Origin of the sequence: Kribbella aluminosa (genome assembly GCF_017876295.1) — a bacterium.
Classification (GTDB): Bacteria; Actinomycetota; Actinomycetes; order Propionibacteriales; family Kribbellaceae; genus Kribbella; species Kribbella aluminosa.
This window is the reverse complement of the sequence record NZ_JAGINT010000002.1, coordinates 341,038-354,440: the sequence shown is the minus strand read 5'-3', so window position 1 is coordinate 354,440 and position 13,403 is coordinate 341,038. Positions and strand designations below refer to the sequence as shown.

The window sequence follows — 13,403 nt, the reverse complement described above, 5'->3', positions numbered from 1 at the left end:
GGTCGAACCCTGGGTCTTGACACCGAAAATGACCAAGTGATCTGATCATTTTCATGAAACGGCCACTGGTTGCGGTTGTCGCCCTGTCACTCACGGCAGCGGTCCTTGCTGTCCCCGCCGCCTCCGCGGCCCCGGCGAGCTGCAGCGCCGTGCGGACGAACTGGACCGCCAGGACGACCCCGCACGCCGCTCCCGAGGGGCTGCTCAACGCGTACAGCAACACCGGCAAGGGCTGGACGGGCGCGGACAGCACGTACTCCGTGCCGCTCTCCGGCGGTCGTACGGCGTGGATCTTCTCCGACACGTTCCTCGGACCGGTGAACGCGGACGGCAGCCGTCCGACCACGACTCCGTTCATCAACAACTCGTTCGTGATCCAGCGCGGTACGGACCTGAAGACGGTCACCGGCGGTACGGCGGCCAACCCGACGGCGCTCCTGCCGCCGCCGTCCAACGGCTGGTACTGGTTCGGGGCCGCGCAGACCAGCCATGCCGGCCGGGACCTCGACGTGGTCGCACTGCGGTTCGAGAAGACCGGTACGGGTCAGTGGGACTGGCGGTGGGCCAGCAACTACCTGGCACGCTTCGACAGCAAGACGTTCAAGCTGAAGTCGCTGACGCCGATCCCGTCCGCTGCGAACGTGCAGTGGTCCGGCTGGTTGCTTCGCGACCACGGGTACACCTACGTCTACGGAGTCGAGGACCTGGGCGCGTCGAAGTACCAGCACGTCGCCCGGGTGCGGGGCGACGACCTGACGGCGAAGCCGTGGGAGTACTGGACGGGCTCGGGCTGGTCTGCGGACGAGACGGCCTCCGCCCGAGTGCTGGAAGGCGTGGCCAACGAGCACAGCGTGACGCGTTGGGGCGACGGCTACCTGCTGGTCACGCACAACACCAAGGAGCTCTTCAGCAAGAGCGTCGTCGGGTACTTCTCCTGCTCGCCGGCCGGCCCGTGGGTGAAGCCGGTGGAGCTGTACCAGACCCCCGAGACCGGCGGGAACATCATCACGTACAACTCCCACGAGCACCCGGACCTGCGGCAAGGCACGTCGCTGCTGGTGAGCTACAACGTGAACAGCCTGGTCAGCGACGAGCTGTACGGCGACGTGAGCATCTACCGGCCGCGCTTCCTGTCGGTCACCCTGGCGGCGGCCAAGTGAGCGCGTCCGGGGGCGTCGTACGGCGGAGTCTGCTGGATGATCTGGCGACGTCGATGCTCACGCTGATCGCCGAGCGGAAGCTGGCGCCGGGGGATCAGTTCGAGGCGGTGCGGTCGCTGGCGGAGCGGTTCAAGGTCGCCGTACCGACTGTCCGGGAGGCACTGCGCCGGCTGGAGGCGACCGGCGCGGTGGAGCTCCGGCACGGCTCCGGTGTGTACGTCGGCCCGAACGTCGGCCGGCTGGTCCTGGCGAACCCCCTGGCGCTGGAACCGAGCCCGGACCGGCTGGTGGAGCTGCTGCAGGCCCGTGCCCTGATCGAGCCACCTGTTGCCGCGCTGGCCGCGAAGACCCGCGCTGAGGCTCCGCTCGAACAGATGGCCAAGGACCTGGACGCTGCGGCGGAGCTGATCGCCTCCGGTGACCACACGCAGCTGGCCGAGGTGAACATGGACTTCCACCGCTCACTGGCGCTGGCGTCCGGTAACGCGACGCTGGCCGAAGTGGTCGAGTCCGTCACCGTCGTGAACGCTCGCGAGCAGTTGGAGATCCTGCACATCCACGGTGACCGCCAGGCCGACCTGGACGAACACCGCGCGATCTACGACGCGATCCGCTCCGGCGACCCCGACCTGGCCGAACTGCTCACCCGCGAGCACCTCGACGGCGTACTCGCCGTCATCAACCAAAGACTTCAGCACCCCTGAGCTGGAAGGACGCAAACACACATGCAACGCATCTCCAAAGGAAAGGCGTTCACCGCGCTCGCGGTGGTTGGTGCCGTCGCGCTGTCGGCTTGTGGTGGCGGCGCCAAACCCGGTAAGGCCACCGCGGACAAGCCGGTCGACTCGCTGAAGTTCTACAACGACAAGGGCGGCTGGAAGGACGCGTTCACGCAGGTCGGCGCGGCCAGCAAGAAGGCTATCGGCGTCGGCATGGAGCCGGTCGGGTACTCGGACTCGAACACGTACACGGCGTTCATCCGGTCCTCGTTCCGGACCAAGGAGAAGGCCGACCTGTTCACCTGGCACACCGGCAAGGAGCTTCAGGATCTGGTGGACCAGAAGCTCGTCGCCGAGACCACCGACCAGTGGACGAAGGCGGTTGCTGACGGCAACGTACCGGAGCAGCTCAAGCAGTACTTCAGCTACGACAACAAGCAGTACTGCGTCCCGCTGAACGCCGGGTACTGGGTGATGTACTACAACAAGGCGGTCTTCAAGAAGGCCGGGATCATCGCCGCGCCGAAGACCTGGGCCGAGCTGACGCAGGCGGCGGACAAGGTGAAGGCGATCGGCGTGAAGCCGTTCTACCAGACCAACATCCTGTTCTCGTTCGTCTGGTTCGAAACGCTGCTGGCCGGCAAGGACCCCGACCTGTACGACGCGCTCGCGACCGGCAAGGCGAAGTACACCGACCAGGGTGTCGTCGACGTGATGAACGAGTGGAAGAAGCTGATCGACGCCGGCGACTTCAGCGACCCGGGCTCGAAGACCGAGCCGCAGGCGCAGCTGAAGAACGGCGACGTCGCGATGATCAACTTCGGCACCTGGTTCAGCGGCAACCTGAACACGCTGAAGATGAAGGCCGGCACCGACTACGACTTCTTCGTGATCCCGAACCTGAACCCGTCGCTGCCGAAGACCTCGATGATCTTCGAGACCGGCCCGGTCTGTTCCGCGGCGGCCAGTGACCATGCGTCGACGGTGAAGAAGTGGACCGACTGGTGGCTCACCCCGCAGGCGCAGACCGACTGGGCGAACTCCCGCGGCGACCTGTCCTTCAACCCGAAGGCCGAGGTCAAGGATCCGGGTCTGGCCCAACTCAACAAGGACGTCAACGGGTACCGCCTGATCAACAGGTGGTTCGAGGCGACGCCGGTACCGGTCGCGAACAAGGCGCTCGAGGTGTTCGGCGCGTTCGTGACGAAGCCGGGTGACCCGATGCCGGGCCTGCAGAAGATCCAGGCCGAGGCGGACGCGTACTGGGCCAAGCAGAAGTGAAGGATCGAACCGGTGCGCGGGCGGCGCCTCTGTTCGGGCTGCCCGCGGTAGCCGTCGTCGCGCTGCTGCTGTACCTGCCGTTCCTGTGGACGACGTACATCAGCTTCACCTCGTACGACGGGCTGGCGTCACCGGTGTGGTCCGGGCTGGCCAACTACAAGGCGATGTTCAGCGACCCCGACCTGATCGGGGCGCTGGTGAACACGCTGCTGTGGGTGGTCGGCATGATCACGCTGCCGGTGGCGCTCGGCCTGCTGGTCGCCGTACTGACGTACGGGCACAAGTGGGGCACGTGGTTGCGGCTGCCGTTCCTGCTGCCGTACGCGATCTCGGGTGTCGCCGTTGGTGTCATCTGGGGCTTCGTACTGCAGCCGGACGGCGCACTGGGTCAGGCACTCGGGTTCTTCGGGCTCCCGGGTGCCCACACCGGCTGGCTGCAGGCAGGCCCCGGCAACACGATCATGATGATCATCGCGACCACCTGGCAGTCCGCCGGCGTCAATGCCCTGCTCTTCGTAGTGGGCCTTCAGTCGATCCCGACCGAGCCCCTGGAAGCCGCCCGCCTGGACGGCGCCGACGGCTTCAAGCTCTTCCGCCACCACCTCTGGCCGCAGCTCAGAGCGATCACGACAGTCGTCATCGGCCTGTCACTCGTCGGAAGCCTGAAGACCTTCGACGTCGTGTGGGTGATGACCCAGGGCGGCCCAGGTACGTCTTCGGAGACCCTGGCGCTGTCCATGTACAAGGAAACCTTCGTACTGAACGACTACGGCCAGGGCGCCGCGATCGCGCTGTTCCTGAGCCTGGTCACCTTCGCGGCCTCGATCCTGTACCTGCGTTACCAGTTGGGAGATGCCCGTGAGCAAGGTTAAGACGGGCGTTCTCGTCGTGCTCGGCCTGCTGTGGCTGGCGCCGGTGTATCTGCTGATCGTCAACGCGTCCAAGTCCGTCGACGGGTACGACGCCAAGACCGTGTGGAAGCCCGCCGGGTTCGACCTGTTCGCGAACTTCGGCGACGCGTGGAGCAAGGCGTCGCTCGGCTCCACGTTGGTGTCCACCACGATGTACAGCGTGGTCGCGCCGGTGCTCGCGGTCCTGGTCGGCGCGGCCGCCGGGTACGCGATCGTCGTACTCAAGCTGAAGCGCGGGTTCCTGTGGTTCGTGTTCATCTTCGGCGGGACGATCTTCCCGTTGCAGATGATCCTGATGCCGCTGTTCTCCGGGTACGCGAACTCCGGGCTGTACGACACCCGGGTCGGGATGATCATCGTGTACACCGCGATCAGCGTGCCGTTCTCGGCGTTCGTGATGCGGAACTTCTTCACCGGGATCGCGCGCAGCGTGTTCGAGGCCGCGGTGGTCGACGGCGGCGGGTTGTTCCGGATCTTCCGGAGCATCTACCTGCCGATGGCGGGCTCCGCGCTGGCCGCGATCTTCATCCTGCAGGCGACGTTCGTCTGGAACGACCTGCTGCTCGGCCTGACCCTCAGCCAGTCCGACTCGGTCCGGCCGATCATGCCGGCCCTCACCGGCCTGCAGAGCACGTACGGCGGCGCCGCGCTCCCGACGGTTCTCGCCGGCGGCCTGCTCGTCTCGCTCCCCACCGTGATCCTGTTCCTCGCCGCCCAACGCTTCTTCTCCCGGGGCCTCGCCCTGGGGCAGTTCTGATCTCTCGGAGGAAATATGCGAACCGCCACGCCATCACAATCGCTCGCCGCTCGCCCCGGCGAGCGTGCGCAGCGCCGGAACGGAGGATTGTGATGGCCCTGGGATCCGCCCCCGACCCAGCGGCCACGAGCGACGGGCCGCGCACGGTCGTCGTCACGGGAGGTGCAGCCGGCATCGGACGAGGTGCGGTCGAGCGCTTCCTCGCCGCCGGCGACCACGTAGTCGTACTCGACCGTGACATCTCGTCCCTTGACGACCAGGTCACCGGCATCCAGGTAGACGTTTCCGACCGGGCGGCGCTCGCAGCCGCCGCGGAGAGGATCGGCGCGGTGGATGCGCTGGTTTGTGCCGCCGGAGTCCAGCGCTACGGAACTGTGGTTGACACGCCCGCTTCGGTTTACGACGAGGTGATGGCCGTCAACGTCGGCGGCGTGTTCTTCGCCTGTCAGGCGTTCATCCCGAAGCTTCCCCGCGGCGGGAGTGTTGTCGTGGTCGCCTCCGTGCAGGCGTACGCCGCCCAGACCGGAGTCGCGGCGTACTCGATGGGCAAGGGTGCCCTGCTCAGCCTCGTCCGCGCGATGGCGGTCGACCATGCCCCGGACGGGATCCGCGTGAACGCCGTCTGCCCGGGCTCCGTCGACACCCCGATGCTGCGTACCTCGGCCGCGCAGTTCGCCGGCGATCGTACGACGGACGAGGTGGTCGCGGAATGGGGCCGCTCGCACCCGCTCGGGCGCGTCGCAAACCCGGGAGAAGTTGCCGAGGTCATCTACTTCCTGTCCTCGCCGGCCGCGTCGTTCGTGACCGGTGCGGACGTGAAGGTGGACGGAGGCCTGACCGCCGGGCTTCCCGTCGTACTGCCGGAGGACGCCCGGTGAAGATCGTCGACGTACGCGCGACCACGGTGACGATGCCGTTGGAGGCGCCGCTGCGACACAGCAACGGAGCGCACTGGGGACGTTTCGTACGGACTGTCGTGGAGGTCGAGGCCGACAACGGGCTGGTCGGCCTTGGCGAGATGGGCGGCGGCGGGCAGAGTGCCGAGGCCGCGGTCGCCGGGCTGAAGGAGTACCTGGTCGGCCACGACCCGGCCCGCACCGAGGCGCTGCGCTGGATGCTCGCGAACCCGACCGCGAGCCTGTACAACAACCGTACTCAGTTGCTCGCGGCAATCGAGTTCGCGTGCCTGGACCTGCAGGGCCGCGAGCTCGGCGTACCCGTGCACGCGCTGCTCGGCGGCAAGGTCCGGGACCGTGTGCCGTTCGCCAGCTACCTGTTCTTCCGGCATCCCGCGGAGGACGGCACCGGTGAGATTCGCACCGCCGAGCAGTTGGTGGCGCACGCCCGTTCGCTGGTCGACGAGCACGGGTTCAGCGTGCACAAGCTCAAGGGCGGCGTCTTCCCGCCGGACTACGAGCGCGAGTGCTTCCGCGCGCTGGCCGAGGCGTTCCCCGGGCATCGCGTCCGGTTCGACCCGAACGGCGCGTTCAGCGTCGAGGAGGCGATCCGGTTCGCGCGCGGCATCGAGGACCTCGACAACGACTACCTCGAGGACCCGACCTGGGGTCTCAACGGCATGCGCCGGGTCCGCTCCAAGACCCCGATCCCGCTGGCGACGAACACGGTCGTGGTGAACTTCGAGCAGCTCGCCGCGAACGTCCGCGACCCCGCCGTCGACGTGATCCTGCTGGACACCACGTTCTGGGGCGGCATCCGGCCGTGTATCAAGGCGGCCGGCGTCTGCGAGACGTTCCAGCTCGGCGTCGCCGTGCACTCGTCGGGCGAGCTCGGCATCCAGCTCGCGACGATGCTGCACCTCGGTGCCGTCGTACCGAACCTGTCGTTCGCCGCGGACGCGCACTACCACCACCTGCGCGACGACATCATTGCCGGCGGCAAGCTTCCGTACGTCGACGGCGCGATCGCCGTACCGGACGCGCCCGGGCTCGGCGTCGAGCTGGACCGCGACAAGCTGGCCGAGTACGCCGAGCTCTTCCGCGAGCTCGGCTCCTACCCGTACGACCGCGATCCGGCCCGCCCGGACTGGTACCCCCTGCTCCCGAACACCGATTGGGCCGACCCGTCATGACTCTGCTCATGCCGCGCCTCCGGCGCGGCGGGTCATGGGGCTTTGGCTCCAGGCCTTCCCTCGTCGTTCCGGTCGTTCCGGTCGTTCCGGTCGCTTCGCTCCCTGCGCTCCTCAGTCCAGGCCTGGAGGCCTCATGACCATTCCACGTTCGGCCGACCTGGCGAGCGACGTCCTCACGCACACGTACGACGACATGTTCAACCCGCCCGGGCTGACGAACTTCCTGGGTACGGCGCAGGTCGACCACGACGTCGTCGCGATCCGGAGCGTGAACTTCCCGCCGTACTCCCACGGCGACACCATCACCGGCCAGCTGTACGTCGACGGCCGGCTGGCCCGCTCGTACGGCGGCACGGTCGAGGTCGTGTGGCGCCCGGACCAGGTCGTCCGCTCCACGACGGTGGACGGCATGCACGTCCGCACCACGACCGCATGCGCTCCGGGTCGCCCAGCCGTCGTCGTGCAACTGGAGCTTTCCGGAGCACCGGGGCGCGCTGTGAGCCTGGGGCTTTCCCTGGCCAGTACTGCGACCCGCTCACCCGGAGCCTGGAGCAACTATCAGCCCCCGTCCGAGCCCAACACGCTGCAGATTGTCGACAATCGGGTTGTAGGCACCGGCGAGTCCGGGTCGGCCGTGAGCCTGCAGGGCCTCGACGTACCCAGCACGGTGGACAGGGGGATGCTCCAGGCGAGCGTCGTACTGGATGCGGATGGGCGTGCAGGGCTGTCGTACGTGCATGTGCTCGCCGGAACGCTGGACGAGGCGACGGAGCACTTCGACGTGTGTGTGGCCGACGTACCGGCGGTCATCTCCGTCGCGGAGAGCATGTGGGGCGTCGCGCTCGCCGACGCGTTCGACCCGGCCAGCGAAGGCTTCAGCGGCTCGCTTCCGGTGCTGGAGACCTCCAACGAGGCTCTGCAGAAGCTCTACTGGTGGGGCGTGCTCGGCGTCATCTGGTTCCGCCGCGACAACCCGGCGAGCGTCCTCGGGCGGACCTACGACACGTTGATGCCGCGGTACTGGCAGACCACGACGTTCATCTGGGACTACAGCCTGTCGTCCCTGACCCATGCGCTGCTGGACCCGGAGCCGATGCGGAAGCACATCGAGCACTGGATCGACCTGGACATCCACGAGCACTTCGGTACCGAATGGCTGACCGGCGGACCGGTCGGGCAGTGGTACTCGGTGAACGACTTCGCCATGACCCGGCTGGTGCGGGACTACGTGCGCTTCACCGGTGACGAGGCGTTCCTGGACGTTTCTGTTGGTCCGAAGCCAGTCGGGGAACACGTACACGACTGGGCGACCGCCTGGCGCGGACTGCGCGGTGAGCACGCACTGGCCGACTACGGCGGCATCGACAACCTGCTGGAGTGCGTGAGCAGCTACGTGCACGAGGTGGCCAGCTTCAACGCAGCCAACGTCTGGTGCATGCGGGTGGCCGCCGAGATCGCAGACCGGTCGGGTGACACGGACCGTGGCGCTCTACTCCGTAAGGAGGCGTCCTCGCAGGCAGGGCACGTCAACGAGCTGTACGTCGAGGGCAAGGGCTTCTGGCACGCCCGGCAGCCTGACGGCACGCTGGTACCCGTACGGCACTGCTACGACTTCAACATCATCGGTACGACGATCCCGGACGACCTGTCCGAGTCGCAGTGTGCGGAGATGGTGTCGTTCTTCCAGAAGGAGCTGCAGACGCCCACCTGGATGCGTGCGCTGTCGCCGTACGACGCCGACGCCGCGTTCAGCGTCCGCCCGGACCACCAGTGGAACGGCGCGTACCCGGCGTGGCCGGCCGACGCGGGGCGCGCACTGTTCGCGCTCGGGCGTGGCGACGTACTGCTGGACTGGCTCCCGGGTCTCGCGAAGTCCGCGAACCAGGGGCCGTGCGGTCAGGCGCACTTCGTGGAGGAAGCCCAGCCTGCGATGGCCGGCGGCGCCCAGAAGTCGCCGCCGCAGTTCCCGTACCTGATCGACTGGTCCTGCTCGTCCTCCGGCGCCTGGGTCAGCCTGGTCCTGGAAGGCATCTTCGGCATCGAGGTAGCCCTGGACGGCACAGTCACCGCCAACCCCCAGGTCGCCGACCTAGACCCCGACGCCCGCCTCACCGGCCTCCGCGTCGGCACGACGACGTACGACATCACCGCCGACGGCCTAACCCCGACGGCCTAACCGCCGACGGCCTCACCCCAGCCTGACCCGCAAGCCCCGCCCCGCAGCGCCCCATCCACCCGCCCCGTAGCGCCCCACCCAGCCGCCGCGCAAACCCTCCAGCTCAGTGGGTATCCCTCGAGCTGGAGGGTTGCCCCCTCATATTTTCAGTCGGCAACCCTCCAGCTGGGGGGGCAACCTCTGTCAGTTCGGCGGGGTCGTGATGGCTTCGAGGAGGGATTCCTCGGCGCCGGCGAGGTGCCGCCGGAGCTCCTTGACGCACTCGTCGAGCTCGCCGCGCTCCAGCAGCCGGACCAGCTTGCGGTGCGAGGCGACCTGCTGGCGCGCGTCTTGTCGGAGCGCATCCACCCGGGCCAGCGCCAGTCGGGCCTCGCCGGTCACCGAGTCCGCCGTCGCGATCAGCCGCTCACTCCCGGTAAGCGCGACCAGGCTCCGGTGAATCGCCAGGTGCGTCTCGGTCAGCGCCTCCGGATCGGCACCGTCCTTCGCGGTCGCGGCGAACACCCGCATCGCCTCCCGCACCCGCTCCCGGGCCGCCTCGTCGGCGTCGAACCACGCCCGGATCCCGGCCGACTCCAGCACGAACCGGGCCCGGCAGATGTCCGCGACCGCTGCCGGATGCAGGATCGCGACGCTGACCCCCTTGTTCGGCTCCCGGACCGCGAGCCCCTCGGTGACCAGCATCGTCATCGCCTCCCGGATCGTGCTCCGGGCCACTCCCAACGCCTCCGCCAACGGTTGCTCACGCAGCGGCGTACCAGGCTGCAGGTCACCGGCGAACAGGGCGGCACGCAGCGCGTCGACCACCCGGTCCACCGTGGTCGAGCGGTCCACCCGCAGCCGTTCGTACATGGGGAGATTCTCGTCCAGACCCGCCCTGTTGTCGCGCCCGCCCCACCCCGGTCACCCAACCTGTGGATAACTCCCGACACAATGACCCGGTTTTCAGGCACCATTTTCCTCTAGTGGCCGCCCCTTCCGCCGACCGACGCGGAAGTCCACTCGACCGAGCGAGGAGAGCATCGTGGGAGACAGCAAAGCGCTGCCGATCCTGAGCGCAGTCGGCCTCCTGCTCATCCTCCCGCTGCTCATCGTGCTGATCATGCTGCTCAGCGCCCTGGGCGGCCTGAACACTGCCGCGGCACAGTGTGCGTCGGCCGATCAAGAGCAGAGCCTGCTGGGCTATCCGACCGACTCGCACAAGATCGAGGTGGACTGGACCGTCGACACGCCGGACGTTCCCGGTCACCAGGCCTACGACTTCAAGGTCGCCGAGGGCAGCAAGGTCTACGCGGCGTCCGACGGCAACGTCGTCAAGGTGACGTCCAACGAGATCCGGATCCGCCGCGACCAGGTCGAGACGCGGTACGAGTACCTCAAGACCACCAGCGTCGCGGACGGCGCCACCGTGAAGCGCGGCGACGTGATCGGTACGTCGGGCTCCGGCGACGAGGCACCGCCCGGCATGACCGGCGCGCATCTGCACTTCGAGCTCTGGGTCGACGCGAAGAACGACGGCAACTGGGCGCAGCGGAAGCCGGACAGCAATCCGTTCGAGCTCGACCCGTCCTCGTCGAGCGGCAACTCCTGCAGCTGCCAGGGCGGCGACCTCTCCGGCACGAACAACCAGCAGAAGGTCTTCAACTACCTGGTGCAGAACGGCTACACCAAGGAGCAGGCGGCCGGCGTCCTCGGGAACATGATTGCCGAGTCGTTCGTCGAGCCGATGATGAAGGAGGGCGACCATCCGCCGATGGCGACCAAACCGGCCGATGTCATGGGCTTCGGTGGCGGTTGGGGGCTGGTGCAATGGACGCCTGCCAGCAAGATGATCCAACCGTCCCGCGATGCCGGGGTCTCGGACGACCAGATCTCCTCGCTCGCCTACCAGTTGGACTTCTTGAAGAAGCAACTCCTAGGTCAGGGACCGCTCCCGGAGAAGGCGGCAGGAGACTCGCTCCGGGCGGCCACGACCGTAGAGGAAGCCGCCCGTGCCTTCGCCGGCGACTTCGAACGGTTCGGGGGACACGAGAACCCGAACGCGCCCACGTACGCCGAGCGCGAGGCGAACGCCCAGCACATGTTGCAGCTGTGGGGTGGCGCGGCGCCGACCGCCGACCCGAAAGCTGCCGCCGCTGACCCGTGCGGTGCCGGCAGCGGCAACATCGCCCAGGTCGCGAAGAACCTCGCCTGGCCCGAAGAGCCGCACAAGCACTGGGGTACGGACCCGAGCCTCGCGAAGCAGGAGTACGTCGCGGCGATCGCGAAGTACGACGGCGTGACGAAGGACAACTGGCAGTCGCTCCAGGACCCGTACACCGACTGTGGGCGGTTTGTCGCGACGGTGCTGCGGATGAGTGGCGCCGACCCGAACTTCCCAGAGGTGTTCACGCCGGCTCAGAAGGACTACATGCTGGCTCATCCGGAGAAGTACGACCACTGGGAGACGACGCCACCGGGCGGGATGAAACCGGGCGACATCCTGAACGGGCCCGGTCACACGTATCTGTACGTTGGTCCGTGGGCCAACGGGTTCGACTCGGCGGCGGGCTCCCTCGGCCAGCACGTCCCCACGGCGGACAACCTGTACGACGTCGGGCCGAACGGCTTCTGGGTCTTCCGGGTCAAGGGTGGCACCACACCGACGACGACGCCGACGAACTGAGTTAGGACGGGAACAGCGATGCTTGAGGAGAACCGGCGGCCGCTGATGATCGGCGGCGTGGTGCTGTTGGTGCTCGTCGTACTGATCGGCAGCATCGTGCTGTTCCGGGGTGGCTCGGAGGCCAAGCTCAGCGTCTCGTCGATCCCGGGCGACCTCACCCTGACGCTCGACGGGCATCAGATTCCCGCGACCGGTGAGGTCAAGATCAAGCCCGGCGAGCACACGCTGGTCGGCGAGCGGCGCGGCTTCCAGAGCTACACCGCGACGTTCACGTCCAGCACCGATCCGCTGAGCTACAAGATGTACCTCTACGCGAACAGCGCCGAAGGGCGCCAATGGGCCCAGCAGAACCCGGAGCAGGAAATGCAGCTGGAACGGGAGGCCGGCCGCCACTTCGACCAGATGCAGGCTCGGCTGCGCGCCAAGTATCCCGTGCTCACCTACCTCCCGTACGTCGGCGACGGCTTCGAAGCCACTCGGGCTCCCTCGAAGACCGACCCGAACAACCCGGAGGCCCTTTCGCTGGCCATCGATGTGTTCGGCCCCCAAGGCAAAACCAAGGCGCTCCAATGGATCCAGGGCTACGGCTGGGACCAAGCCACCCTGGACATCATCTGGACGACCAGCAAGTAGTCCAGGTCAGGCGGGGAGGTGCAGTTCCCCGCCTGGAGTGGTGATGGGCATCAAAAGGAAGTCCAGGGGGTTGGTGAGGCAGCGGGCTGAGCCGCCGCCCTTGTGGAACTCGGAGAGGTCCAGGACCACTACTCGGAGGCCGAGGGTGGTGAGGATGTCGCGCAGGCGTGCGGAGCAGGCGGGCATGATGATGGTCTCGCCGACGACGATCGAGTTCGCGGAGAACGCGAACGCCTCCTCGTCGGTGAGCACGATCGGGTCCGGGACGATGCCGGACAGCGCACCCTGGCTCGCAGCGTCGAAGGCCGGCGGGTAGATCATCGCGTGCGTGCTGTCCACCGGGCAGAACGGCAGGTCGAGGTGGTACATCCCCTCGTGCGCGATCCGCAGCCCGCGGACCCGGATGTTCCAGTCGGTCGCCAGGTTCTTGAGCGCCTCGACGTCGGTTCGCGGTCCGTACCCGACAACCAGGCTGTCGCCGAACACGAACGCGTCGCCGGACTCGAAGTGCGGCCCGACGCCCTCGCCACCGACCCGGTCCAGCCGGAAGCCCTGCCCGGTGAACCAGTCCGCCGCGCTCAGCGACTCCGCCCGGCGCGGCTCGAACCGCATGTGCGAGAGCATCGCGCGGCCGTCCGCGGCGGCCAGCCCGAGGTTCATCGCGTACACCATGTCGGGTGAGTCGGCGCGCTGCTCCAGTACCTCGACCTCGCCGCCGGCGTCCAGGATCGCCTGCCGCAGCGCGTCCCACTGCTTCAGCGTCAGCGCCGGGTCCGGCTGGTCCTGCGTCGACATGTACGGGTTGATCACGTAGTCGATCCGGAAGTGGTCCGGCCGGACCATCAGATAGCGACGGCCCCACTCCAGCGGCTGTCCCACGACTACCTCCCTGAACCGTTGAGATCCAAGTGCAGGATCCCCTGATTGTCCGACAATCAGTCAGTTTGAGGCTCGACGTACCCGGAGTCAAACGATCCCTGGGAGGCGGCCTCAAGGAGGGTGGTTCCGGGAT

At 67.6% G+C, this 13,403-nt stretch carries 12 protein-coding genes; 10 read left to right on the top strand and 2 right to left on the bottom strand.

What is annotated here, in order from left to right; translation table 11 throughout:
• Nucleotides 1–53 precede the first annotated feature (53 nt).
• From JOF29_RS22930 to JOF29_RS22895, 8 genes are all read left to right on the top strand, one after another.
• Entirely contained in the window at nt 54–1,160 is a 1,107-nt protein-coding gene (locus JOF29_RS22930; protein WP_209696543.1) for a DUF5005 domain-containing protein, read from the top strand.
• Nucleotides 1,157–1,864, top strand: a complete 708-nt coding sequence (locus tag JOF29_RS22925; RefSeq protein ID WP_209696542.1) for a FadR/GntR family transcriptional regulator — start codon at nt 1,157–1,159, stop codon at nt 1,862–1,864. Before JOF29_RS22930 ends, JOF29_RS22925 begins: the two co-directional genes overlap by 4 nt.
• A 21-nt stretch (nt 1,865–1,885) precedes the next feature.
• The gene (locus JOF29_RS22920; RefSeq protein WP_209696541.1) at nt 1,886–3,160 is read left to right on the top strand and encodes an ABC transporter substrate-binding protein; all 1,275 of its coding nucleotides are present in this window, start codon (nt 1,886–1,888) and stop codon (nt 3,158–3,160) included.
• Complete coding sequence (locus JOF29_RS22915) at nt 3,157–4,032, top strand: carbohydrate ABC transporter permease (RefSeq protein WP_307863615.1); 876 nt, start codon at nt 3,157–3,159, stop codon at nt 4,030–4,032. Before JOF29_RS22920 ends, JOF29_RS22915 begins: the two co-directional genes overlap by 4 nt.
• The gene (locus JOF29_RS22910) at nt 4,019–4,828 is read left to right on the top strand and encodes a carbohydrate ABC transporter permease (RefSeq protein ID WP_307863614.1); all 810 of its coding nucleotides are present in this window, start codon (nt 4,019–4,021) and stop codon (nt 4,826–4,828) included. Before JOF29_RS22915 ends, JOF29_RS22910 begins: the two co-directional genes overlap by 14 nt.
• A 92-nt stretch (nt 4,829–4,920) precedes the next feature.
• Nucleotides 4,921–5,706, top strand: a complete 786-nt coding sequence (locus JOF29_RS22905; RefSeq protein WP_209696539.1) for an SDR family NAD(P)-dependent oxidoreductase — start codon at nt 4,921–4,923, stop codon at nt 5,704–5,706.
• Nucleotides 5,703–6,917, top strand: coding sequence for an enolase C-terminal domain-like protein (locus JOF29_RS45500; protein ID WP_209696538.1), 1,215 nt, complete (start codon nt 5,703–5,705; stop codon nt 6,915–6,917). The genes JOF29_RS22905 and JOF29_RS45500 overlap by 4 nt, the downstream gene beginning before the upstream one ends.
• 133 nt (nt 6,918–7,050) lie before the next feature.
• Complete coding sequence (locus tag JOF29_RS22895) at nt 7,051–9,093, top strand: glucosidase family protein (RefSeq protein ID WP_209696537.1); 2,043 nt, start codon at nt 7,051–7,053, stop codon at nt 9,091–9,093.
• Between the two features lie 183 nt (nt 9,094–9,276).
• On the opposite strand, the gene JOF29_RS22890 is transcribed toward JOF29_RS22895, so the two are convergent.
• Nucleotides 9,277–9,945 (bottom strand): GntR family transcriptional regulator, encoded by a 669-nt coding sequence (locus tag JOF29_RS22890; protein ID WP_209696536.1) that lies wholly within the window; start codon nt 9,943–9,945, stop codon nt 9,277–9,279.
• Between the two features lie 172 nt (nt 9,946–10,117).
• On the opposite strand from JOF29_RS22890, the gene JOF29_RS22885 reads away from it, so the two are divergent.
• A complete protein-coding gene (locus JOF29_RS22885) occupies nt 10,118–11,758 on the top strand; it encodes a phage tail tip lysozyme (RefSeq protein ID WP_209696535.1) in 1,641 nt (546 codons plus the stop codon).
• Nucleotides 11,759–11,776: 18 nt separating this feature from the next.
• Nucleotides 11,777–12,391 carry a peptidase associated/transthyretin-like domain-containing protein gene (locus JOF29_RS22880; RefSeq protein ID WP_209696534.1) on the top strand — a complete coding sequence of 205 codons (615 nt, stop codon included), beginning with the start codon at nt 11,777–11,779 and terminating at the stop codon, nt 12,389–12,391.
• 6 nt (nt 12,392–12,397) lie between these two features.
• On the opposite strand, the gene JOF29_RS22875 is transcribed toward JOF29_RS22880, so the two are convergent.
• Entirely contained in the window at nt 12,398–13,270 is an 873-nt protein-coding gene (locus tag JOF29_RS22875) for a dimethylarginine dimethylaminohydrolase family protein (protein WP_209696533.1), read from the bottom strand.
• Nucleotides 13,271–13,403: the final 133 nt, after the last annotated feature.